At 70.1% G+C, this 23,776-nt stretch carries 23 protein-coding genes and 2 pseudogenes; 24 read left to right on the top strand and 1 reads right to left on the bottom strand.

Annotated features, from left to right (window positions below; genetic code table 11):
- The first annotated feature begins 207 nt into the window (after nt 1-207).
- On the top strand, nt 208-885 hold the full coding sequence (locus ACOJSN_RS20095; RefSeq protein WP_420114258.1) for a GNAT family N-acetyltransferase: 678 nt from the start codon (nt 208-210) through the stop codon (nt 883-885).
- A gap of 147 nt (nt 886-1,032) precedes the next feature.
- Here the strand turns inward: ACOJSN_RS20095 and ACOJSN_RS20090 are convergent.
- Nucleotides 1,033-3,102: pseudogene (locus ACOJSN_RS20090) on the bottom strand (MMPL family transporter); the annotation flags it as partial.
- Between the two features lie 366 nt (nt 3,103-3,468).
- On the opposite strand from ACOJSN_RS20090, the gene ligD reads away from it, so the two are divergent.
- The 23 genes and pseudogenes from ligD to ACOJSN_RS19975 form a co-directional block, all read left to right on the top strand.
- Nucleotides 3,469-4,416 (top strand): non-homologous end-joining DNA ligase, encoded by a 948-nt coding sequence (gene ligD / locus ACOJSN_RS20085; RefSeq protein WP_420114256.1) that lies wholly within the window; start codon nt 3,469-3,471, stop codon nt 4,414-4,416.
- Between the two features lie 83 nt (nt 4,417-4,499).
- Nucleotides 4,500-4,865 carry a VOC family protein gene (locus ACOJSN_RS20080; protein WP_420114255.1) on the top strand — a complete coding sequence of 122 codons (366 nt, stop codon included), beginning with the start codon at nt 4,500-4,502 and terminating at the stop codon, nt 4,863-4,865.
- 52 nt (nt 4,866-4,917) lie between these two features.
- Nucleotides 4,918-6,276, top strand: a complete 1,359-nt coding sequence (locus ACOJSN_RS20075; protein ID WP_420114254.1) for a replication-associated recombination protein A — start codon at nt 4,918-4,920, stop codon at nt 6,274-6,276.
- Between the two features lie 68 nt (nt 6,277-6,344).
- Nucleotides 6,345-6,656, top strand: a complete 312-nt coding sequence (locus ACOJSN_RS20070) for a hypothetical protein (protein ID WP_420114253.1) — start codon at nt 6,345-6,347, stop codon at nt 6,654-6,656.
- Between the two features lie 159 nt (nt 6,657-6,815).
- Nucleotides 6,816-7,445 carry a 30S ribosomal protein S4 gene (rpsD, locus tag ACOJSN_RS20065; RefSeq protein ID WP_420114252.1) on the top strand — a complete coding sequence of 210 codons (630 nt, stop codon included), beginning with the start codon at nt 6,816-6,818 and terminating at the stop codon, nt 7,443-7,445.
- Nucleotides 7,446-7,556: 111 nt separating this feature from the next.
- Nucleotides 7,557-7,925 carry a DUF948 domain-containing protein gene (locus tag ACOJSN_RS20060; RefSeq protein WP_420114251.1) on the top strand — a complete coding sequence of 123 codons (369 nt, stop codon included), beginning with the start codon at nt 7,557-7,559 and terminating at the stop codon, nt 7,923-7,925.
- Complete coding sequence (locus ACOJSN_RS20055; RefSeq protein WP_420114250.1) at nt 7,922-8,263, top strand: hypothetical protein; 342 nt, start codon at nt 7,922-7,924, stop codon at nt 8,261-8,263. The genes ACOJSN_RS20060 and ACOJSN_RS20055 overlap by 4 nt, the downstream gene beginning before the upstream one ends.
- Before the next feature lie 5 nt (nt 8,264-8,268).
- On the top strand, nt 8,269-10,959 hold the full coding sequence (gene alaS, locus ACOJSN_RS20050) for an alanine--tRNA ligase (protein WP_420114249.1): 2,691 nt from the start codon (nt 8,269-8,271) through the stop codon (nt 10,957-10,959).
- Nucleotides 10,952-11,452: a Holliday junction resolvase RuvX gene (ruvX, locus tag ACOJSN_RS20045; RefSeq protein WP_420114248.1), complete on the top strand. Its 501-nt coding sequence runs from the start codon at nt 10,952-10,954 to the stop codon at nt 11,450-11,452. The genes alaS and ruvX overlap by 8 nt, the downstream gene beginning before the upstream one ends.
- Nucleotides 11,449-12,594, top strand: coding sequence for an endolytic transglycosylase MltG (gene mltG, locus ACOJSN_RS20040; RefSeq protein ID WP_420114247.1), 1,146 nt, complete (start codon nt 11,449-11,451; stop codon nt 12,592-12,594). Before ruvX ends, mltG (ACOJSN_RS20040) begins: the two co-directional genes overlap by 4 nt.
- Nucleotides 12,595-12,596: 2 nt before the next feature.
- On the top strand, nt 12,597-13,748 hold the full coding sequence (mltG, locus tag ACOJSN_RS20035; protein WP_420114246.1) for an endolytic transglycosylase MltG: 1,152 nt from the start codon (nt 12,597-12,599) through the stop codon (nt 13,746-13,748).
- 1 nt (nt 13,749) lies between these two features.
- Complete coding sequence (locus tag ACOJSN_RS20030; RefSeq protein WP_420114245.1) at nt 13,750-14,613, top strand: shikimate dehydrogenase; 864 nt, start codon at nt 13,750-13,752, stop codon at nt 14,611-14,613.
- A complete protein-coding gene (locus ACOJSN_RS20025) occupies nt 14,610-15,257 on the top strand; it encodes a prepilin peptidase (protein ID WP_420114244.1) in 648 nt (215 codons plus the stop codon). Before ACOJSN_RS20030 ends, ACOJSN_RS20025 begins: the two co-directional genes overlap by 4 nt.
- Before the next feature lie 44 nt (nt 15,258-15,301).
- Nucleotides 15,302-16,519 carry a chorismate synthase gene (gene aroC / locus ACOJSN_RS20020; protein ID WP_420114243.1) on the top strand — a complete coding sequence of 406 codons (1,218 nt, stop codon included), beginning with the start codon at nt 15,302-15,304 and terminating at the stop codon, nt 16,517-16,519.
- Nucleotides 16,516-17,037, top strand: coding sequence for a shikimate kinase (locus ACOJSN_RS20015; RefSeq protein ID WP_420114242.1), 522 nt, complete (start codon nt 16,516-16,518; stop codon nt 17,035-17,037). Before aroC ends, ACOJSN_RS20015 begins: the two co-directional genes overlap by 4 nt.
- Nucleotides 17,028-18,110, top strand: coding sequence for a 3-dehydroquinate synthase (gene aroB / locus ACOJSN_RS20010; RefSeq protein ID WP_420114257.1), 1,083 nt, complete (start codon nt 17,028-17,030; stop codon nt 18,108-18,110). The genes ACOJSN_RS20015 and aroB overlap by 10 nt, the downstream gene beginning before the upstream one ends.
- A gap of 5 nt (nt 18,111-18,115) precedes the next feature.
- On the top strand, nt 18,116-18,562 hold the full coding sequence (locus tag ACOJSN_RS20005) for a type II 3-dehydroquinate dehydratase (protein ID WP_420114241.1): 447 nt from the start codon (nt 18,116-18,118) through the stop codon (nt 18,560-18,562).
- 58 nt (nt 18,563-18,620) lie between these two features.
- Nucleotides 18,621-19,181, top strand: a complete 561-nt coding sequence (efp, locus tag ACOJSN_RS20000; RefSeq protein WP_420114240.1) for an elongation factor P — start codon at nt 18,621-18,623, stop codon at nt 19,179-19,181.
- Between the two features lies 1 nt (nt 19,182).
- The gene (gene nusB, locus ACOJSN_RS19995; protein ID WP_420114239.1) at nt 19,183-19,623 is read left to right on the top strand and encodes a transcription antitermination factor NusB; all 441 of its coding nucleotides are present in this window, start codon (nt 19,183-19,185) and stop codon (nt 19,621-19,623) included.
- Between the two features lie 40 nt (nt 19,624-19,663).
- Complete coding sequence (locus tag ACOJSN_RS19990; RefSeq protein WP_420114238.1) at nt 19,664-21,016, top strand: MFS transporter; 1,353 nt, start codon at nt 19,664-19,666, stop codon at nt 21,014-21,016.
- 124 nt (nt 21,017-21,140) lie between these two features.
- Entirely contained in the window at nt 21,141-22,430 is a 1,290-nt protein-coding gene (locus ACOJSN_RS19985; RefSeq protein ID WP_420114237.1) for a PrsW family intramembrane metalloprotease, read from the top strand.
- Entirely contained in the window at nt 22,427-23,485 is a 1,059-nt protein-coding gene (locus ACOJSN_RS19980; RefSeq protein WP_420114236.1) for a hypothetical protein, read from the top strand. Before ACOJSN_RS19985 ends, ACOJSN_RS19980 begins: the two co-directional genes overlap by 4 nt.
- Nucleotides 23,486-23,557: 72 nt before the next feature.
- Nucleotides 23,558-23,776: pseudogene (locus ACOJSN_RS19975) on the top strand (aspartate aminotransferase family protein); the annotation flags it as partial.

Genomic DNA, 23,776 nt, shown 5'->3' with positions numbered 1-23,776 from the left:
GAACGAGTCGTCATTGCGCGAGGTGATCGCGTTCCCGAAGTCCGGCGGCGGCTACGACCCGCTGACGCAGGCGCCGGCGCCGATCACAGCCGAGCAGCGCAAGGAGGCCGGCGTGGACGCCAAGCCCAAGAAGGCCGACGCGGTCGACGAGGCGCCCGCCGCCCAGGGGGCGTGAGCACCGTCCCACCCGAGTGGCTCGCGCACCCGATGGTGCGGGCGGGCGCACCTACCTGGCGCGACCTCAAGATCGCGACCGCTCCCGGGGCGCTGCTCGTCACGATGGCGAGCAGCACCCCGGGCCAGCGGGCCGCGCTCGGCGTGGGCGACGCCGTCGGGCTCTCCCGACTGGCCACCCGGCTCGAGGGTGGGCTCGCGGTCATCACTCTGCCGCCGCAGGCGTGGCAGGCGATGCCGGCCGACGACCTGGCTCGCCTCGGTCTGTCCAGCCGCGCCCGGTGGGAGTGGATGGTGACGCACGAGGCGTCCCAGGTGCGTCCCGGGGAGGCACAGGTCCGGGAGGTCGACCTCGCCGCCGAGCTCGATGCGCTGACCGCCCTGCAGCGGCGCGCGCTGCCGCACACCTACACCAGCCTTGATCGTCCGGGCTACCGATGGTTCGGGTGGTACGACCCCGAGGGCGAGCTGCGGAGCATGGCGGGCGCCGGTGACTGGGTGCACGAGGTCCACCTCGGTTCGGTCGCCACCGACGAGGGCTGGCGCGGGCGCGGCGTCGGCGCCGCCCTGACAGCGGCCGTGACCCGGCAGGGCCTGACAGCGACCGGGCAGGTGAGCCTCGGGGTCTACACGGAGAACACCCGCGCGATCGCTCTCTACGAACGCCTCGGCTTCACGATCGCGTACTCGGCCGACTCCCGCCGCCCCTGAGCCCCGATCGCGGAAGGAATCGCACGCTCGATGCGCTGATCTGGCTGTGCAAACGCTTGCAGGCGCATCGAGTGTGCGATTTGTTCCAGCGCCGGTTCGCCAGGGACAGTGGTGGATGCCGAAGCGGGCGTGCAGCCGGCGCAGCGGGCCGGGGGCCCACCAGTTGGCGCGACCGAGCATCGTCATGGTCGCCGGGACGAGGAGGATCCGCACCAAGGTCGCGTCGAGCAGCACGGTGAACGCGAGCGCGAAGCCGACCTGCTTGATGATGAGCATCTCGCCCGTCATGAAGCCACCGAACACCACGATCATCACCAGCCCGGCAGAGGTGATGATGCGGCCGGTGCGCTGCAGCCCGTTGCGGACCGCTACGTCGTTGGTCTCTCCGGCGTCCCAGTGCTCCTTGATCCGCGCGAGCAGGAACACCTCGTAGTCCATCGCGAGGCCGAAGCCGAAGGCCGCGGCCATCGCGACCACGTAGGACTCCAACCCGCCCGTGGACGTGAATCCGAGCAGACCCTCAAGGTGCCCTTCGGCGAAGATCCAGGCGGTCACGCCCATGCCGGCGGCGAGGGAGAGTGTGTTGACGATCAAGGCCTTCAACGGGATCAGCAGCGAGCCGGTCATGAGGAACAGCAGCACGAAGATCGCCAGCACCACCAGTCCGGCCGCATAGGGCGCGCCTTCGGCCATCGACTCGACGAAGTCGACCTGCGCCGCCGCCTGCCCGGTCACCCAGAACTCGCTGAGATCGGCGTCGTCGCGCAGGTCGCGGATGGCGCCGACCGCCTCGGTGGCCACGGTGCCGCCCGCGTCGTCGGTGTCGAGTCGGACGGCCAGCATCGAGTAGGTCTCGTCGATGTCCTGAGGCGGATCGATGCCCGTGACGTTCTCGATCCCGCTGATCTGCTCGGCGATCTCGACGGCGGAGCTCGTTTCGACCACGACGCTCACCGGAGGTGTCGCGAGGGCGGGGTAGGAGTCGTCGATCAGGTGCAGGAAGGTTCGCTGCTCGGACCCCTCGGGCACCAGCTCGAAGGTCGAGTTGCGCAGGTGCACGTTCAGCAGCGGGCTCGCCATCAGCACGAGCAATGCGGTGCTGAGGATGACCACGATCCACGGCCGCTTCTGCGTGACGGTCGCGAGCCGCGAGAAGAAGCCCTGTTCGGGCGCGACATCACCGAGCCGGGCGACCAGCGCACGTACCCCGGGAACCCGGCTGAGCAGGCCAGGCTTGGTGAGTCGCCGACCGAACAGCGCGAGGAGCGCCGGCACGAGCGACATCGCGGTGATCACCGCGATCAGCACGACCGACAGACCAGCGGCACCCACCGCCTTGAGGATGTCCGCGCGCATCACCATGAGGCCGGCGACGCAGATCGCCACGGTGAGACCCGAGAACGCCACGGTGCGTCCCGCCGTCGACATGGTCCTCACCAAGGCGGCGCGGACGACAGGGTCCTTGCCCCGCTTGACACGGCCGCGGCTGCGGCGCGAGGGAGCGGTGCCGGCCTCGGCCAGCGCTCGCCTGAGCTCCTCGCGGTAGCGGGAGACGATCAGCAGGCCGTAGTCGATCGAGAGGCCCAGGGCCATCACGGTCACCACGTTGACGACGGCGGAGTCCAGCTCGAGCCAGAACGAGAACCCGTAGAGGGCCCCGAGCCCACCGGCGATGGAGGCCAGCGCACCGAAGATCGGGATACCGGCAGCGAGGAACCCTCCGAAGACGACCACCATGATCAGCAGGGACAGCGGCAGCGCCACCAGCTCGCCGCGCTGCAGATCCCGCTCGAGCTGGCCGACGATCTCCTCGGTGATCAGGTGGGATCCGGACACCAGGCCCGAGACGTCGCCGCCGAGGTCGGCAGGGACGTCGCGCATGAGCGAGACGATCTCCTCGCGTGCGTCGTCCTCGACGCTCGTGCTGAGGTCGGGCTCGAGCGTTACTGAGACCACGAAGCCGTCGCCCTCGGTCGACAGCAGGGCCGCCGCACTGGGGTCCTCGAGGCCGCCGGGGACCTGGAACGGGTCCATGACGGACTGCACACCCTCGACGCCCTGCACATTGGGCCGGAACGCATTGAGCGTCCGCTGCACCTGTGCAAGCGCCTCGGGATCAGTCAGGTCGATGTCGGTGAGCGCGAGCGTCAGCGACTCGCCGGTGGTGCTGGCGTCGCCGACGATCTCGCGTCCGACCTGACTCTCGGAGCCGGGCACCACGGGCTCGCCCGAGTGCAGTCGGTCGAACAGACCCTGACCGGTGACACCGACGACGGCGATCGCGAACCAGGAGGCGGCCAGCAGCAGCCACACGAGCACGATGAGCAATGGCCGGCGCGCAGCGGCGGCCCCCAGACGGCGGAACACGGCGCACAGTCTGACAGGTGTCCGGTGTGGCTCGGGTCACGAGGGAAGTGCTGATCAATTGGCGCTGGCAGCGAGCGGTGTCCAGGTGCGTGCATCGCAAGGCCGACGAGGAAGCGATACCGGGTTTGTATCGCGCCCGAGGAGAACGCAGCGAGGTGCGTGCCTGGACGTCGCGCAGCAGGTGCGAGTTGATCAGCACTTCCCTAGGGTGGAAGGGTGGCCACTGCCAAGACCCCACCGGTCGAGCTCGAGGTCGGATCGCACACGGTGCGGCTGAGTTCACCGGACCGCGTGTACTTCCCCGAGACCGGCGCCACCAAGCTCGACCTGGCCAACTATTACCTCGCGGTCGGTGACGGCATCGTCAACGCACTGCGGGAGCGGCCGTGCATGTTGCACCGGTTCCCCTCGGGTCTCGCAGGGGACAAGGTCCACCAGAAGCGGGTCCCCGCCGGTGCGCCGGCGTGGCTGGAGACGGTGGAGGTGTTCTTCCCGCGCTACTCCCGCACCGCCGACGAGCTGTGTGTCACCGAGCTCGCGCACGTGATCTGGGCCGTGCAGATGTCCACCGTCGAGTTCCACCCGTGGAACAGTCGCCGCGTCGATGTCGAGAAGCCCGACGAGTGGCGCATCGACCTCGACCCCGGGGAGGAGTGTGACTACGACCGGGTCCGGCGGGTCGCGCACGTGGTGCACGAGGTGCTGGACGAGATTGGTGCGGTGGGCTACCCGAAGACGTCGGGCGGGTCCGGGCTGCATGTCTACGTGCGCATCCCGCCCGACCACGGGTTCGCCGAGGTCCGCAGCGCGGCCCTGGCGTTCGCGCGTGAGGTGGAGCGGCGTGCTGCCGACGACGCCACCACCACGTGGTGGCGCAAGGACCGCGACCCGGCGCTGGTGTTCGTCGATTACAACCAGAACACGCGCGACCACACGATCGCGTCGGCGTACTCGGTGCGGGGCGTGCCGGATGCCCGGGTGTCCACGCCGCTCCGCTGGGACGAGATCGACGATGCCGACCCCCGCGACCTGACGATCGTGACCGTGCCCGCGCGCTATGCGGAGCTCGGCGACCTCCACGCCGACATCGACGAGCACGTCTTCGACATCGCCCCGCTGTTGGCGTGGGCCGAGCGGGACCAGCGTGACGGTGAGCAGGAGTGAGGCGCCCCGATGTCGATGTGCGCCAGCCTCGCGCGTCATCACGCTGAGCCCGGAGACCCGGGCATCGACGAGAGGAGCAGGAGATGGCGATTCCCACCGTTGGTTTCTGGGAGCTGCGGGTCACGGACACGGAGCGAGCGAGTGCGTTCTACGGAGCAGTGTTCGGCCTTGTGGCAAGCCCGTTCGGCGAGCACGTGATGCTGAGCACTCCCGAGGGTGCCCCGATCGGCGGGCTGGAGCAGGTGGCTGAGGCTCCACCGACCGATGGCTTCTTCCGGCCGACGTTCGACTCGGACGATCTGGAGGGCGACCTTGCCGCCGTCGAGGCAGCGGGCGGATCGGTGCTGGTCCCGCGGACCGTGATCAGTGGGGAGTACGGCTGGTGGGCGGCCGTTGCGGACCCCTTCGGGAACAGACTGCAGCTGAGCACCAACAGCCCTGCGTCCTGAGGTCGGCCACCGGCTCGGGCGCCGCGGGTTCGTGGCCTCGTAGGCTGAGGACGTGGACCTGTTCGAGGCGGCATCGACTGACGACTCCGGCGTACCCGCCGTCGACCCGGCCGCACCGCTCGCGGTCCGGATGCGCCCGGCGACCGCGGACGAGGTGGTCGGCCAGGCGCATCTGCTCGAGCCTGGCTCACCTCTGCGCCGCCTGATCGCGCCGCCCGAGCAGGGTGGCCTGCCTCCGAGCTCGGTGATCCTGTGGGGGCCGCCTGGGACCGGCAAGACCACTCTCGCCTACCTCGTGGCGCATGCCTCGGGACGCCGGTTCACCGAGCTGTCCGCCGTGACAGCCGGAGTCAAGGACGTGCGCGCGGTGATCGAGGACGCCCGGCGTCGTCTCTCCCTCGGCGGCGGCGAGACCGTGCTGTTCATCGACGAGGTGCACCGGTTCTCGAAGACCCAGCAGGACGCGCTGCTCCCAGCGGTCGAGAACCGCTGGGTCACGCTGATGGCCGCCACCACCGAGAACCCCAGCTTCTCGGTGATCTCCCCGCTGCTGTCCCGGTCCATCATGCTCACCTTGCGACCGTTGACGACGGCGGACCTTGCCTCGCTCGTGGATCGTGCCCTGGTCGACGATCGGGGTCTGGGCGGCCGTGTCGAGCTGGATGACGACGCGCGCGAGCAGCTGCTGCGGCTCGCCGGGGGAGACGCACGCAAGACGCTGACGATCCTGGAAGCGGCGGCGGGCACCACGATCGAGGTTGGCGAGGACACGATCTCGACCGAGGCGGTGTCTCGCGCGATCGACGTGGCAGCGGTCCGGTACGACCGCGCCGGTGACCAGCACTACGACGTGATCAGTGCGTTCATCAAGTCGATGCGCGGCAGCGACGTGGACGCCGCATTGCACTACCTGGCGCGCATGGTGGTGGCGGGGGAGGACCCACGGTTCATTGCTCGCCGCGTGGTCATCGCGGCCGCGGAGGACGTGGGCATGGCGGATCCGACGGCGTTGCAGACCGCGGTCGCCGCTGCGCAGGCGGTCGCCCTCATCGGTATGCCGGAGGCTCGGATCATCCTGGCGGAGGCCGTGGTCCACGTCACGACCGCCCCGAAATCGAACGCCGCCTACCTGGGGATCGGGAAGGCGATCGCCGACGTCGAGGCCGGACGCATCGGGCTGGTGCCCTCGCACCTGCGTGACGCGCACTACGCCGGCGCCGAGCGACTCGGGCACGGAGCCGGGTACCAGTACGCGCACGACGCACCCCACGCCGTCGCCCCCCAGCAGTACCTCCCGGACGACCTGGTGGGATCGCGCTACTACCAACCCACCGACCGCGGGTACGAGCGGGGCATTGCCGACCGGCTCGGCAAGATCCGCGAGATCCTGGGGCGCACAGACCCTTCCTGACGGCGGATGGGCAGGTCTGACCCCCGCCGCGCCATGCGCATGCGCCGGCCGGATGCCATGGTGGACAGATGGATACCAGCGGATTGATCGTGTTGCTTGTGATCGTTGTGGTCATCAGCCTGGTCTGGCGGCTGTTCCGTTCCTTCTCCGGCGGCGGCTACCACGACGACGACGGCTACTACCACCGCAACCGCTCGCGTGGCGGTTGGTCGAGCAACCGCTCGCGGAACTCGTCACGCGGTGGGTCGTCGCTCAGCAAGGGCAGGTCCTCGTTCGGCGGTGGCAGCCGGCGCTCGTCCTCGAGCTCGCGCCGCTCCTCCGGCGGGGGCTCCCGCCGCAGCGGCAGCGGCGGCAAGGGCATGAGCCGCGGCCGCCGGTGACTGCGGTAGACTCCAGTGGTTTGCCGCCCGGTGGTTTCCGGGTCGGCACCCTGGGGTCTTAGCCGATCGGGCCGTGTGTCCGTGGAGTTGACCCCGCGCCCCGCCTCAGCAGGTGGGTGCGTGACGTAGCAGTTCCACGACAGGAAGAGAATCACACGCATGCCCGCATCATCCGACCGCACGCGCCGCCAGGTGCGTCTGTCCCGAGCGCTCGGCCTCCCGCTCACGCCCAAGGCCGTCAAGTACTTCGAGAAGCGCCCCTACCCGCCGGGCGAGCACGGCCGCGCCCGCCGCCGCAACGAGTCCGACTACGCGGTGCGTCTCAAGGAGAAGCAGCGTCTTCGCGCCCAGTACGGGCTGCGCGAGGCCCAGCTCCGCCGGGCGTTCGACGAGGCCCGCCGTGAGCCGCACCTGACCGGTGAGTCGCTGGTCGAGCTGCTCGAGATGCGCCTCGACGCCCTCGTGCTCCGCGCCGGCTTCGGCCGCACGATCGCCCAGGCCCGTCAGCACGTGAGCCACCGCCACATCCTCGTGGACGGCAAGATCGTGAACCGCCCGTCCTACCGGGTGAAGCCGGGTCAGGTCGTGCAGGTCAAGCCGCGCAGCCAGACGACCGTGCCGTTCCAGGTGGCCGCCGCCGGCGCTCACCGGGACGTGCTCCCGACGCTGCCGGAGTACCTCGACGTGGACCTCGAGAAGCTGCGGTTCCAGCTCGTCCGCCGCCCGAAGCGGGCCGAAGTTCCGGTGACCTGCGAGGTCCAGCTGGTCGTCGAGCACTACTCGCGCTGACGCCCACGGGCACAGACTGCTTGCGCCGTCGGTAGGCTCGGCATCCGCCGGGACCTACCGGCGGCGCAACTGCATCTGCTGGATACCTGCTGAACACGTGGAAGGACTCGCATGAACCTCGGTGACGTCGCCGGCCTCATCGCCGCGATCGCCTTCGTGCTGCTGGTCGGTGCGCTCGCAGTGCCGCTGATCAAGCTGGGCCGGGTGCTCGACGAGACCCGCGAGAGCCTCAAGCAGGTGACCGAACACACGCTGCCCGTCATCGACGAGGCCGCCGTGACGATCACCACCACCAATGGCCAGCTCGCCAAGGTCGACACCGTGACCACGGCCGCCGCCGAGACATCACAGAACGTCTCGGCGCTCACATCGCTGATCTCGGCCACGGTCGGGACGCCGCTGATCAAGGTCGCCGCCTTCTCGATGGCGGTCCGCGGTCTGTTCAGCCGCTCGGGTGAGGACAAGGCGGACCGGTCGTGAAGCGCGTCTTCTGGATCGGTGTCGGCGTGGTCGTCACCGTCGTGGTGCTGCAGCAGGTCTCGCGGATCAACAACCGTGTCAACGGGGTGGCCGCCGCCGTGACGCCGGCGGGGATCGCCGCCTCGATCGGCTCCCTCGCCGAGAACGTCGCGACGCTCGGCACCCAGCTGCGCACCTCGATGGCAGAGAACGAGGAGTCCCTGCGCAACGCGCTCCTCCCCGACGAGGAGACGCTGGCCCAGGCGCGTGAGACCAGGGCGGCCCACCGCGCCCGCCGCCCCCACGCCGTCGAGAACGAGGGCGAGATCTTCCCCGACGACGGCACCGACTACTTCTAGGAATCATGCGCACTGCAGAGATCCGTCAGCGTTGGCTGACCTACTTCGGCGACCGCGGGCACACGATCGTGCCCAGCGCGTCGCTGGTGTCACCGGACCCCTCGATCCTGTTCACGATCGCCGGGATGGTGCCATTCATCCCCTACATCGTGGGCACCGAGCCAGCGCCGTGGCCGCGCGCGGTGAGCGTGCAGAAGTGCATCCGCACCAACGACATCGAGAACGTCGGCAAGACCACGAGGCACGGCACGTTCTTCCAGATGGCCGGCAACTTCTCGTTCGGCGACTACTTCAAGCGCGAGTCCATCCGGTTCTCGTGGGAGCTGAGCACCAGCTCGGTCGCCGACGGTGGCTACGGGCTCGATGGCGACCGCATCTGGGTGACCATCTGGGAGCACGACGCAGAGGCGTGGGACGCGCTGGCGGAGATCGGTGTCGACCCCAAGCACGTGGTGCGACTGCCCAAGGAGGAGAACTTCTGGGACACCGGTCAGCCCGGCCCTGCGGGGCCGTGCGCCGAGTTCCACTACGACCGCGGACCCGAGTACGGCCCCGAGGCCGAGGGAGGCACGGTCGATCCCGGCAACGACCGCTACCTCGAGTACTACAACAACGTCTTCGACGAGTTCCTGCGCGGCGAGGGCCAGGGCAAGGACTACCCGCTGCTCGGTGAGCTCGAGCAGAAGTCGATCGACACCGGTCTGGGCGTGGAACGGCTGGCGTACCTGCTGCAGGGCCGCGAGAACATGTTCGAGATCGACGAGACCTTCCCGGTGATCACCACCGTGGAGGAGCTCAGCGGCAAGCGCTACCGGCTGGGGGAGAACTCGGCCGAACCTGACCAGATCCGGATGCGGGTCGTCGCCGATCACGTGCGCTCGGCGCTCATGCTGATCGGTGACGGCGTGCGGCCGGGCAACGACGGCCGCGGCTACGTGCTCCGACGACTGATCCGCCGTGCGGTGCGGTCGATGCGGCTCCTCGGTGTGGATGAGCCGACGCTGCCGCACCTGCTGCCGGTGTCGAAGGACGCGATGAAGGCGTCCTACCCCGACCTCGAAACGGACTTCACGCGAATCTCCCAGCTCGCCTACGAGGAGGAGAACGCGTTCCGGCGCACGCTCGTCTCCGGCACGGCGATCCTCGACACGGCCGTCGCACGCGCGAAGGGCGACGCCGATATCCCGGTCCTGCAGGGGGCCGAGGCGTTCGCGCTCCACGACACGTATGGCTTCCCGATCGACCTCACGCTCGAGATGGCGGCGGAGCAGGGCGTCACGGTCGACGAGGAAGGCTTCCGCTCCCTGATGGCGGAGCAGCGGGCACGGGCCCGGGCCGACGCGATCGCAAAGAAGACCGGACACGTGGACGCGAGCGTGTACCAGGACGTCCTCGGGCGCCTCGGTGGGCCAGACCGGTTCCTCGGCTACACCGACGACACCGCACAGGTGCGTCTGGTGGGGCTGCTGGTCGACGGCCAGCCGGCGCAGGTCGCGGAAGCGCCCGCCGACGTAGAGGTCATCCTCGACCAGACGCCGTTCTACGCCGAGGCCGGTGGCCAGCTGGCCGATCACGGCACGATCGGCTTCACCGGCGGCGGGCTTGTGGACGTCGCCGACGTGCAATCGCCGATCGCGGGACTGCACGTGCACCGCGGCCGGCTGGTGGAGGGCACGCTGGCTCTCGATGAGACCGGCGTCGCCACGATCGACACCGATCGGCGGCTCGCGATCGCGCGCGCCCACACGGCGACGCACATGGTGCACAAGGCGCTGCACGAGTTTCTCGGCGACCAGGCCACGCAAGCGGGCTCAGAGAACGCGCCGTCGCGGCTGCGGTTCGACTTCCGGCACGGGAGCTCCGTGCCGAGCTCGGTGCTGTCCGAGGTCGAGGGCAGGGTCAACGCCCAGCTCGCCGACAACCTCGACGTGACCGACGAGATCATGGACATCGACGCCGCCCGGGCTGCCGGCGCGATGGCGTTGTTCGGCGAGAAGTACGGCCGTGACGTGCGCGTGGTCTCGATCGGCGGTGACTGGAGCAAGGAGCTGTGTGCGGGCACGCACGTGGACCGCACCGGACGGCTCGGACTGGTCACCGTGCTCGGTGAGGCCTCGATCGGCTCCGGTGTGCGGCGGATCGACGCGCTGGTGGGCGAGGGGGCGTACGGGCACGCAGCCAAGGAGCACGCGCTGGTCAGCCAGTTGTCGCAGCTGGTGGGTGCGCGGGGCGAGGAGCTCCCGGAGCGGATCTCGGGCCTGTTGAGCAAGCTCAAGGACGCCGAGAAGCAACTTGCCGAGATGCGCCAGGGGCAGCTGCTCGGGAACGCGGGAGAGCTCGCCGCAGGTGCTCAGGACGTGCACGGAACCCGCGCCGTGGTCCGGCACGTGGGTGACGTGGCATCGGCGGACGACCTGCGTACGCTCGTGCTCGATCTGCGTGAGCGGCTCGGGAACGACGGCGCCGCCGTGGTGGCGCTGACCGGGATCGCAGGGGAGCGTCCGGTCGTGGTCGTCGCCACGAACGAGTCGGCCCGTGCCGCCGGGATCAGGGCCGGCGCGCTGGTACGTGCTGCGGCCACGGCGCTCGGTGGCGGCGGTGGCGGTAAGGACGACATCGCGCAGGGCGGCGGGAGCGACGCGAGCGCGACCGATCGAGCGCTCACCGCTGTGACGGACGAGCTGGCGCGTGCCTGAGGCGCAGGTGCGGCGCGGGGTCCGCATCGGGCTCGATATCGGGTCGGTGCGAATCGGTGTTGCTCGTTGCGACCCGTCCGGTCTGCTCGCCACGCCGGTGGCCACGCTCCAGCGGAGCCGGCGTGAGGACCAGGTCGCCGAGATCGCCGAGATCGTGCGGGATCTCGAGGCGATCGAGATCATCGTGGGCCTGCCTCGAAGCCTCTCCGGAGCGGAAGGGCGGTCGGCGCAGGAGGTGCTGGCGTACGCTTCACGATTGACACAGGCGGTGGATCGCGTTCCTGTGCGCCTGGTGGACGAGCGGCTGACGACCGTGACCGCCCATCAGGCGCTCACCCGTTCGGGGCGGAACGGGCGCTCCCATCGACAGGTGGTGGATCAGGTCGCCGCTGTGCTTATCCTGCAGAACGCACTCGACTTCGAACGGAGCACCGGCGCACCAGCCGGAACGCCGCTCGAGCCCGACCGAGGGGGAGAAGAGGAGATCCCGTGACGGATCTGTTCCACGAGTCCGACTCCGACGTCGATCACGCCGAGTCGGATCCCCGGAGCGCCCGGGCAGAACGACGCCTCAAGGCCAAGCGCGCCGCGCAGCGCCGACGCACCATGTTCACGTTCGTGGTCATGGTGATGGGCCTGGCGATCCTGGTGGTCGCAGCGCTCGTGTTCGTACGGCCGCTGTTCAGCGGGAACGAGTCATCGCCGTCCGGACCGGGCGACTATCCCGGCCCGGGGGCAGGGGCGGCGACGATCGTGGTGAACGCAGGTGACAGCGGTGCGGCGATCGGCGCCACGCTGGTGGAGGCCGATGTGGTCGCGAGCGTCGATGCCTTCGTGGCGGCGTACAACGCGAACGCCTCGGCCGCCGGCATCCAGCCGGGTACCTACGAGCTGATGCAGCAGATGCGCGCGGTCGACGCCGTGACTGCGGTGCTCGATCCGGCCAGCCGCTCGGACGCCGGGAGCACGGTGCCGGAGGGGTGGCGCGCCACCCAGATCTACGCCCGGCTCGCCGAGAACATGGAGATCGATGTCGCTGAGGTCGAGGCCGCTGCCGACGAGCTCACGCTCCCCGACGAGGCCGAGGGTGCAGTCGAGGGCTGGTTGTTCGCCTCGACCTACAGGATCGCGCCGGAGGCCGAGCCCGCTGAGGTGCTGCAGGAGATGGTCGACATGACTGTCACGGTGCTCGAGCGCAATGATGTGCCGCGCGAGGATTGGCGTGACGTGATCATCAAGGCCTCGATCATCGAACGTGAGGTGGCGCGCGAGGAGGACCGGCCCAATGTGGCCGAGGTCATCGAGAACCGGCTGGCGTACTGCGACGACACGGGTCGGCTCGGGATGGACAGCACCCTCGTGTACGAGCTCGGTAAGCCTGGCAACGAACTCACACGGACCGAGCTCGACACGGAGACGCCCTACAACACCCACGTGATACCTGGCCTGCCGCCGACGGCTATCGCCTCGCCGGGCGAGGCAGCGATTGCGGCGGCCGCGAACCCGCCAGGCGGTGACTTCTGCTACTTCGTGACCGTCAACCTCGACACAGGCGAGACCAAGTTCACCGGTGACTACCAGGAGTTCTTGCAGTTCCGTGACGAGTACCGGGAGTGGCTGGACGCCAACCGCTGACCGTGGATTCCCCAGAGCCCGACGACGCGGGCGCCGACGACCGAAGCGAGAGCACGCGCCGCGATCACCTGCGCCGCAACCTCGCGGTGCTCGGCGTCCTCGTGGTCGCGCTCGCGCTGCTCATCGGGGGCGCCTGGCGGCTCGTGCTGCCGATGTTCGACGACCCGAGCGACGACCCGATCACCGACTACCCGGGCCCGGGTACCGGGTCGGTCGCCGTGGTCATCTCCGACGCCGAACCGGCCGCGATCGGGGACGTCCTGCGGACCGCTGACGTCGTCGCGACCGCGGAGGCGTTCATCGACGCCTACGAGGCGAACCCTGACGCGACCGGCATCCAGGCTGGCAGCTACACCCTCCCGCAGCAGATGCGGGCAAGCGACGCCGTCGCTGCTCTGCTCGATCCCGCGAACCGGGCGGACCGCACCCTCACGATCCCACCGGGCTGGCGCGAGACGCAGATCGTCGCCAAGATCGCCGAGGTGATGGGGGTGTCCACAGCCGACGTCCGTGAGGCGCTGGACGAGGTGGAGCTGCCCGAGGGGGCCTCCGGCGGGATCGAAGGGTGGCTGTTCGCGGAGGCATACTCGATCGCACCCGACGAGACCGTGGACCAGGTGCTGCAGCGCATGGTGGACCGCACGGTCGAGGTCCTGGACTCCTACGACGTGGACCCGGCCGACCGCGAGAACCTGCTGATCCGCGCGTCGATCGTCGAAGCCGAGGTCACCGATCCCGAGGACCGAGGCCGAGTTGCCCGGGTGCTGTCCAACCGGCTGAACGGTTGCGCCGACGTCGGCCCGCTGCTGCAGATGAACAGCACCGTGGCGTATGGGCTCGACAAGGCTGTCACCGACCTCACGCTCGCCGACCTGAGCGACGACAGCACGCCTTACAACACCTACGTGTTCGAAGGCCTGCCGCCCGCGCCGATCAACTCGCCGAGCGCCACCTCGATCGAGGCTGCACTAGAACCGCCGGCGGGGGACTGGTGCTACTTCGTGACAGTCAACCTGGAGACCGGTGAGACGGTCTTCACCGATGATCCGGTGGAGCACGAGCAGAACCGCGCGCGGTACCGGGAGTGGCTCGAGGAGTGGCGACAGGAGCAGTCCGCAGGCGCCGACGACGCCACCGCCGACGAGGAGGGCTGAAGTGAGCGACAGGACGCACCGCCATGCCGCGGTGCTCGGCCACCCCGTGGCGCACTCGCTCTCGCCGGTGCTGCACCGGGCGGCCTACCACGCGCTGGGGCTACCGGACTCGCAGTACGGCCTGCACGACGTCGACGAGCCCGAGCTCGAGGCGTTCCTCACCACGCTGGGACCCGAGTGGGCGGGACTGTCGTTGACGATGCCGCTCAAGCAGGTCGCCCTTCGGTGCGTGGACGTCGTGGAGCCGCTCGCCGAGGCCGTGGGTGCCGTCAACACGGTGCTCCTGCAGCCAGGCGGCCTCAAGGTCGGCGCGAACACCGATGTCTACGGCCTGGTGCAGGCCCTCCGCGAGGCCACGCCGCGTCCAGCAAGCGGCGGCCACACTCTGGGCGTCATCGTGGGCGGCGGGGCCACTGCGGCGTCGGCGGTCGCGGCGCTCGGTGAACTGGGCGTACACCGGCCGCGGGTGTTGGTGCGGAGCATCGGCCGCGCGGGCACGGTGCTGCGTGCGGCCGCCAGCATGGGCGTGGAGCCCGAGCTCGTCACGCTGGGATCCGATCGCGCCACAGGGTTGCTGCGCGAGGCGGAGATCGTGATCAGCACGGTCCCCGGAGGTGCCTCGGCCACCCTTGCGCCGCTCGTGGCCGAGATGTCGCTCGATCCTGCCCAGGTCCTCGTCGACGTGGTCTACGAGGGCTGGCCCACACCCTTGCCGACCCAGTGGCTCGCCTCGGGTGGCTCGGTCGCACCCGGCTACCTGATGCTGCTGCACCAGGCGTGCGAGCAGGTGCGGTTGTTCACTGGGCGGCAGGCGCCGGTGGAGGTCATGCGCGCGGCGCTCCTCGCTGCCATCGCCGGCTCATGACCTGGCCGATCGCGGCGGCCACGGCAGCAACACTCGCCCTGTGCGGCGCGGTGCTCCCGGTCTCAAGGCTGGTTCGCGAGCAGCCGGGGCCGTGGGTCTCACGACCGGCGGTGGCGATCCTCGCGGCGTGTGGCGGTCTGGCCGCCGGATTGCTCGCGGGGACCTGGGTCGAGCTCGTGACCTTCGCGCTGCTCGCGCTCGGGTGTGCGGTGCTCGTCGCCGTGGATCTGGACAGCCACCGGTTGCCCGACGTCGTGGCGGTGCCTACCGGGGCGGTGCTGCTGGCCGGTCTCACGCTGGCCGCCTGGCAGGAGGATGCTTGGGCGGATCTCGGCCGGGCGCTGCTGGGCTGCCTCGTGCTCGGGGTCGGCTTCCTCACGCTCGCGCTGATCTCACCCCGCGCGCTCGGGCTGGGTGACGTGAAGCTCGCCGCGGTGCTCGGGCTGTTCCTCGGCTGGTTCAGCTGGACCGCGGTGCTCGCCGGTGTGGTCGCCACGTTCCTGCTCGGTGGGGTGGTGGCGGTGGTGCTGCTCACACTCGCACGGGCCAGTCGGAGCACGGCCCTCGCGTTCGGTCCCTGGCTCGTGCTGGGAGCAGGGGTGGGGGCGGCGGTCGCCGGTTCCGCAGCGCCGTTCACACCCTGAACGCGCCACCTCCGGGCCACGCGCCGCGTGTCAGGATGGGCGCCATGCTGAGATGGTTGACGGCGGGGGAGTCGCACGGCCCTGCGCTCGTGGGCATCCTCGAGGGGATGCCGGCCGGTGTGGCCGTGACAACCGCGGACGTGCAGGCCGCGCTGGCGCGACGCCGGCTCGGACATGGTCGCGGTACCCGGCAGAAGTTCGAGCAGGATGCGCTCCGGATCCTCGGCGGTGTGCGGCACGGGCTCACGCAGGGTGGACCGGTCGCGCTGGAGATCGGCAACTCGGAGTGGCCCAAGTGGGAGACCGTGATGGCCGCCGACCCGGTGGCCTCCGACGCACTCACGGTCGACGCCGGCACCGGTGACGAGCGCGAGCAGGCCCGCAACAAGCCACTGACCCGGCCCCGCCCTGGCCACGCCGATCTCGTCGGCATGGTCAAGCACCACCTCGACGACGCCCGACCGGTTCTCGAGCGTGCCTCGGCTCGCGAGACCGCCACCCGGGTAGCACTCGGCTCGGTCGCAGCCGCGCTGCTCGAGCAGGCTGCCGGGGTGCGCCTGGTCTCGCACGTGGTCTCGGTCGGGGAGATCACCACGCCCGACGACGCCCCGTTGCCCGGCCCGGACGACGTCGCTGCGCTCGACGCCGATCCGATCCGCTCCTTCCACGCCCCGACCTCGGCCGCCATGGTCGCCGAGATCGACTCGGCCAAGAAGGAGGGCGACACGCTGGGCGGCGTCGTCGAGGTGCTGGCCTACGGGGTCCCGCCCGGCCTGGGCTCCTACGTACACGGTGACCGACGCCTGGACGCCCGGCTCGCGGGGGCCCTCATGGGCATCCAGGCGATCAAGGGCGTCGAGGTGGGCGACGGCTTCCGCACCGCGACCCGCCGCGGCAGCGCCGCCCACGACGAGATCGAGCGCGACGAGCATGGTCGCGTGCGCCGACGTACCAACCGAGCAGGCGGCGTCGAGGGCGGGATGAGCAACGGTGAGGTCGTCCGGGTGCGCGCCGCGCTCAAGCCGATCTCCACGGTGCCCCGGGCGCTCGCCACCATCGACGTGGCCAGTGGCGAGGCAGCGACCGCCCTGCACCAGCGCTCGGACACCTGCGCCGCCGCACCCGCCGCCGTGATCGCGGAGGCGATGGTCGCGCTCGTGCTTGCGCAGGCGTTGCTCGAGAAGTTCGGTGGCGACAGCCTGGCCGAGGTCACCCGCAACGTGGAGAGCTACCTGGCCGCGATCCCCGAGTCGATGGCATGAGAAGCACAGGACCGGCCGTCGTCGTCATCGGGCTCCCGGGCGCGGGGAAGTCGACCGTCGGGAGACTGCTGGCCGAGGCCCTCGGCGTGGAGTTTCGCGATACGGACCACGACGTCGAGGCTGCAGCCGGCACGTCGATCTCGGACATCTTCCTCAGCGAGGGCGAGGAGGCGTTCCGTGCTCGCGAGCGCGCGGCGGTGGTCGCCGCCCTCGCCGAGCACCCCGGAGTGCTCGCGCTCGGCGGCGGCGCGATCCTCGACCCGGTCACGCAGGCCGACCTCGCCGGGTTGCGGGTGGTGCATCTCAACGTGTCATTGGCGGCGGCGTCCCCACGCGTGGGTCTGTCCGCCGCACGGCCGCTGCTCGTGGGGAGTCCACGGAAGCAATGGCTGGAACTGGCGGAGGCGCGCAAGCCGATCTACCGCTCGCTCGCCACGATCAGCATCGACACCGACATGCTGACCCCCGAGCAGGTCGTGGAGCAGGTGCTGGCGGAGCTGGGGGAGCGATCAGCGTGAACGACCAGATCCCGGTGCACGCCGAGCGGGACTACGAGGTCGTGATCGGGCACGATCTGAGCGCACATCTGGTCCCGATGATCGGCGAGACGGCCACCCGCGTGCTGCTCATGCACGCGGCGCCGCTCCGGGAGCCCCTGTCCGAGGTCGCCGAGGCGCTGCTGCTCGCGGGCTACGACGTAGCCACCTTCGAGGTGCCTGACGGCGAGTCGGCCAAGACCGCCGAGGTCCTCACTCGGTGCTGGGACATCCTCGGCGAGGCGGCGTTCGGTCGTGAGGACGTCGTCGTCGGGATGGGTGGCGGCGCCACGACCGACCTGGCCGGGTTCGTCGCAGCCTCGTGGCTGCGCGGGGTCCGCGTGATCCAGATCCCGACGACGTTGCTTGCGATGGTCGATGCCGCTGTCGGCGGGAAGACCGGCATCAACACGCCGGCCGGGAAGAATCTTGTGGGCGCGTTCCACTCGCCGTCGGGTGTGCTGTGCGACCTCAGCACGTTGCGCACGCTCCCCTCGGTCGATCTGGTGGCGGGCCTGGCCGAGGTGATCAAGTGCGGCTTCATCGCCGACCCGGAGATCCTGCGGATCGTCGACACCTCGACCGCTGCCGCGCTCGACCCGGACTCGGATGTGCTCGCCGAGCTGGTGCGGCGCGCGATCCAGGTGAAGGTCGACGTCGTCGCCGCCGACCTGCGCGAGTCGCACCTGCGCGAGATCCTCAACTACGGGCACACCTTCGGGCATGCGATCGAGCACGAGGAGGACTACAGCTGGCGGCACGGGGAAGCCGTGAGCGTCGGCATGGTCTACGCAGCGGAGCTCGCGAGGCTCGCCGGCCGACTCGAGCCGGAGATCGTGGATCAGCACCGGGACCTCCTCGGTCGCGTCGGACTCCCGCTCGGGTACCGCGGCGACCGGTGGCCGGCCCTGCACGAGGCGATGCGCCGCGACAAGAAGACGCGCGGCGACATGCTCCGGTTCGTGGTCCTCGACGGCATCGCCCGGCCCGGCAGGCTCGAGGGGCCCGATCCCGAGCTGCTGGTCGAGGCATACGCGGCCGTGAGCCTAGGCTGATCGACGTGACCGACGTCCTCGTCCTCAACGGCCCCAACCTCGGCCGGCTCGGCACCCGCGAGCCGGACGTCTACGGTGCCCTCGACGCCCCGACTCTCGCCGAGACCATCGGGGCGTGGGGCACCGAGCTCGGCCTCGCCGTCGAGGTGCGTCAGACCGACGACGAGGCGACCCTGGTCGGCTGGCTGCACGAGGCCGTGGACGCGCGTCGGCACGTGGTGCTCAACCCGGCGGCGTTCACGCACTACTCGTACGCGCTGCGGGACGCGGTCGCGCAGGTCACCACGGCCGGGCTGCGGTTGGTCGAGGTCCACCTGACGAACCCGGCCACCCGGGAACGGTTCCGACACACGTCTGTGGTCGCTGGTGTCGCCACCGGGACGATCGCCGGCTTCGGCCCGGACTCCTACCGGCTCGCGCTGCAGGCGCTCGTCGGCGCACCGCCGGCCTGACACCCGTTACCCTGAGGGCCGCAGTTTGACGGCTTCACCCACTCAGAACGGAACGCGCGTGGCAACGACCAACGACCTCAAGAACGGCACGGTTCTCAACATCGACGGACAGCTCTGGTCCGTGGTGGAGTTCCAGCACGTCAAGCCCGGCAAAGGGCCCGCGTTCGTGCGCACCAAGCTCAAGGGCGTGACGAACGGCAAGGTCGTGTCGAAGACCTTCAACGCCGGTGTCAAGGTCGAGACCGCGAACGTGGACCGCCGCGACTACCAGTACCTGTACAACGACGGCGAGGGTTACGTCTTCATGGACGTGGCCGACTACGAGCAGGTCACGATCGATGCGGACATCGTCGACACCGCGGCGAACTTCCTGCTCGAAGGTCAGCAGGTGATCGTCGCGATGCACGAGGGCACGCCGCTGTACGTGGAGATGCCCGCCTCCGTGGTCATGGAGATCACCTACACCGAGCCGGGTCTGCAGGGCGACCGCTCCTCGGCCGGCACCAAGCCCGCCACGATCGAGACCGGCTACCAGATCCAGGTCCCGCTGTTCCTCGAGACCGGCACCAAGGTCAAGGTCGACACCCGCTCCGGCGACTACCTCGGCCGCGTGAACTGACGTGGGCGCCCGGACGAAGGCGCGCAAACGCGCGATCGACGTCGTCTACGAGGCTGACCAGCGTGCGCTCAACACCGGTGATGCGCTGATCCGGTCGCTCGCCTCTGTCCTCGCTGAACGGGTGGTCCAGCCCGGCACGCAGGCGTCGCTGCCCGAGTACTCGGTCACGATCGTGGAGGGCCTCACGGAGCGGCTCGCGGCGATCGACGAGGCGCTGAGCACCTACTCGCAGGGCTGGACTCTCGAGCGGATGCCGGCCGTGGACCGCGCATTGCTGCGGGTGGGCACCTGGGAGCTGCTGTACAACGACGACGTGCCCGACGCTGTCGCCATCGACGAGGCCGTCGAGCTCGCCCGCGAGCTCTCCACCGACGACTCGCCGACGTTCGTCAACGGCCTGCTCGGCAGGCTCGCTAGCCTCAAGCCCACACTGCTCGACTGACGAGCGGCGCGATCAGGTCGGGGTCACGGCGAGGAGGCCGGTGAGCACGCAGGTGGAGCCTGGGCCGTCACGGCGCACCGTGATCGGCTATGCCACAGGATCGGTGGGTACGGGCGGATTCGGAACGCTGCCGGGGCTCGTGCTCGCGTACTACCTCACGGACACACTGGGAGTCGCGGCCGGTCTGGCCGGTCTCGCCGTCACGGTCCCGAAGATCTGGGACGTGCTCGTGGACCCGCTCATCGGTCGGGCCAGTGATGCGAGCGCTCGACGGCGGGGCTCCCGGCGAGCATTTCTGCTCGCCGGAGCGGTGCTTGTGCCGGTGTGCTTCACGCTGCTGTTCGCGGTGCCCGGCGACCTCAGCGGGCCGGCAGCCGCGGCGTGGGTGGTGGTGGCGTTCCTGCTGGCGACCACGGCCTTCTCACTGTTTCAGGTGCCCTACATCGCACTCCCGGCCGAGCTGGCGACGACCCCGACTGCACGGACGCGGTTGATCGCACCGCGCGTGGCCGTGCTCGCGCTGGCGATCCTGGCGTTCGGTGCCGGCGGACCGGAGCTGCGGGCCGCTGCCGGCGGCGGGCGACCGGGCTACCTGCTGATGGGCCTCGTCACGGGCCTGGTGATCGGAGCTGGAATGGCGGTGTCCGCCATCCTGACCACCCGCCGTGGCGAGATCACGCACGCACCCGTGGCATCGCCGTCGGGCGGGCCGGGAGGATTCCGGGCCGCCCTGGCGGCGTTGCGGCAGTCGCGAGAGCTCCGGCTGCTGCTCGGGACATTCGTGCTGCAGGCGCTGGCGACCGGTGCGATGCTGGCCGCCGCGCAATACGTGGCGACCTACACGCTCGGCGACGAGAGCGCGCTCACGCTGCTGTTCGTGGCGCTCGTGGGGCCGGCGCTGGTGGTCATGCCGGTGGCGCGGCGGCTCGCCGACCGACTCGGCAAGAAGCGCGCCCTGCTGGGATCGACCGGGCTCTTTGTCCTCGCGACCGCCGGGCTCGTCCTCGCTCGCCCGTTTCCGGGCCCCTGGGTGTTCGTGTGCGTCGGCCTTGCAGGGGTCGCGTACGCCGGGATGCAGCTGTACCCGCTCGCACTGCTGCCGGACGTGATCGCAGCGGACGAGCGCGAGTGTGGCGCCGACCGCGCGGGCGTCATCGCCGGCGCGTGGACCGCGGGCGCGACGGCCGGGCTGGCGCTGGGACCGACGCTCGTTCTCGGCGTCCTGGCGGCCACCGGATTTCTGTCACGTACCACTGCCGACGTCGTTGCCCAGCCGAGCGCTGCCCTGTGGGGCGTGATTCTCGCGTTCAGCATCGTCCCCGCAGCCCTGGCCGCCATCTCGATCCTGCCTCTGAGGCGACTACGGGTGCCCACGGGGGCGGAAGGTTCCTAACGACACGGGTACATCTGGCGTTGCATAGTTCGGGCACCTCCGCCACGATAAGCGTCGTGTCCGGGAGGAACCGGGCACGACACCCGTCGTAGCCACGTCGGCTCCGCCACTCGCAGGAGATCGCATGGAATGCCCGCAGTGCCATACACAGCTCCCTGATGTCGCCCACTACTGCCACAGGTGCGGACACGATGTTCGCAGCGCCACGGAGTCGCGGCAGCAGCACTTCGCTGTCAAGCCGGACGAGCCGGTCGCGTCGTTCGCGATCGTCTCCACCCTGATGCCGCGCGGTGCCGGCCAGCGCGGCCGGACGTACCAGATCATTCTCGGGATCGCGCTTGTCGTGGCCCTGCTCGCTGCGTGTTTCGGGGCCGTGCCGCTCGCGGTGCTGGTCGCCGCATTCGCGATCCCGGTCGTCTACATCGTCTACCTGTACGACGTCAACGTCTGGGACGACCACCCGATCCAGGTCACCGTGATGGCGTTCCTGCTGACCTTCGTGCTGGCGCTCGGCTTCACGCTGCTGTGGTTCGCGGGCATCGGCACGACCGGGGGCGCCGGCGGTCCGTCGGCGGGCAGCGGAGCCGTCGGGGGAGGCTTCAACACCACTGGCCTGCTGGTGGCCGCGCTGCTGGTCCCGGTCGTGGGTGAGCTGATCCGCCAGGTCGGCCCGGTGTTCCTGGCGAGCCGGGAGCGATTCGACGACCTTCTCGACGGCGCCAGCTTCGGCGTGATCTCCGGCGTCGCCTTCGCCACGGCCGACACGCTCGTGCGGCACTGGGCCTTGCTCACCGGTGGCTTCACGCGCGAGATCGACCCCGGTCTGTGGATGTCGTTGATCTTCCTCGAAGGCTTCGTCAAGCCGCTTGTCATCGGCACCGCGACCGGCATCGCCTGCGCCGAGTTCTCCGGGCTGGGTCGCGGTTACGACGGTTTCTCGCCGCGGTACGTGCGCGGCGTCATCGAGGCGATCGTCGCGAACGTCCTGTACTTCGGAGGCATCCACCTCTTCAGCAACGTCGGCAACGCCACGCTGAGCGTGGTTGTCAGCATCGTCTGGGGCTTGCTGATCCTGGGCGTGCTGGTGATCCGGATGCGCCGCATCCTGCACGTCGCACTGCTGGAGGCGGCACTCGAGGCGGCGCAGACCGAGGAAGCCGGCGCACCGGTGCCGCAGGCCGAGCAGGAGTTCTGCTCGCAGTGCGAGATGCCGATGATCATGGGTGCCGCGTTCTGCAGCGCCTGCGGCGCCAGTGCCCGCGCGCGTGCCAAGCAGCACCAGACCGTCGGCGCCGGCGCTCCGACTGCACCCGCTGCACCGCCTCCCAACCCGGCGCCATCTGATCCAGAGCCGGCAGCGCCGGCGCCCGCGGTCGACGAGAGCGGCACGAGCACCGAGGGGGAGCAGAAGTGAGCGACCAGGGACAGCAGCCAGGCTACGGCTCACCGCACCAGCCGCAGGGCCAGCCGGGATACGGCGACCAGCAGGGTCCTCCGCAGGGTCCTCCGCAGGGGCAGCCCGGCTATGGTGCACCGCAGCAGGGTCACCCACCACAGGGTCACCCGCAGCAGGGTCACCCGCCGCAGCAGCCCGGCTACGGCCCGCCGCAGGGGCCTCCGCAGGGCCAGCCTGGCTATGGCGCTCCGCAGCAGGGCTACCCGCAGCAGCAGGGTCACCCGCAGCAGGGCTTCCCGCAGCAGGGCTTCCCGCAGCAGGGCGGTTATGGCCCGCAGCAGGGGTACCCGCAGCAGGGCGGGTACGGCGGGGGTGGCTACCCGCCGCCGCCGAAGAACAGCAACGGCAAGATGATCGGGCTCGGGATCGGTGCGCTGCTGCTCGTGGTGCTGCTGGTGTTCGGGATCACTCGTCTGGCCGGTGGTGGCGGCAACGAGGACCCGACCGTGGGCCCGACCGACAACACCACGGAGCCGGTGACCGACGATCCGACCACGGACGATCCGACCACCGACCCCACCACCGATGACCCGACCACCGACCCGACCACCGACGAGCCCGCCGGCGATGCGATCGAGATCGACCACGGCGTCTCGGTGGTGCCGGCGGCAGGTTGGTCGCAGACCGAGACCGGCGACGGCTTCGTGGTGCTCGAGGACGGCGAGTCGGTGTTCTACGGTGAGGCGTTCGTGCCGGACCAGGTGATCATCGCCGCCGACCTCGCGGACAGCTACATGAACCAGCTGACGTCCGAGGCCAACGACGCGAACATCGGCGAGGTCACCGCCGTGGACGCGGGCGCCGGGTTCGATGCCGTGGTGCAGAGCGCGCAATGGACGGTGTCCGACTCGAGCGGTTCGTATCTGTACCAGGTGACCACCTCGGTCGTGGTGCGCCAGTCCGACGGCCTGGTCACTCTGGCCACGGTCTTCTTCTTCCCGGACCACGTGGACACGGAGCAGCTCGGCCAGGAGTACGGCGCGATGTCCGCGTCGGTTCTCGCGACCATGTGATTCCGATCCGACTCGACAGGGGTCGTGGTGCATCGGCACCACGGCCCCTGTCGTGTGCCAGGCTCCGGTGTCATGAGCGACGCCGCCTCCGAGATCCTCGACCACCTGCGCCGGCTCCGCGAGGCTGACCCGCCCACCCATGGTGGGCGGGTGCTCTCGTATGTGTACGACAGCGGCCGCGCCGACCTGGACGCGCTCGCACAGGAGGCAGCAGCGCTGTTCCTCCCGGTGAACGGACTCGACCCGACGACGTTCACCTCGGTCGCAGTCCTCGAACGGGATCTCGTCGCA

It is taken from the genome of Pseudactinotalea sp. (genome assembly GCF_048594945.1).
In the GTDB taxonomy this organism is placed as follows: Bacteria; Actinomycetota; Actinomycetes; order Actinomycetales; family Beutenbergiaceae; genus Pseudactinotalea.
This window is presented reverse-complemented; position numbering and strand designations above follow the sequence as displayed.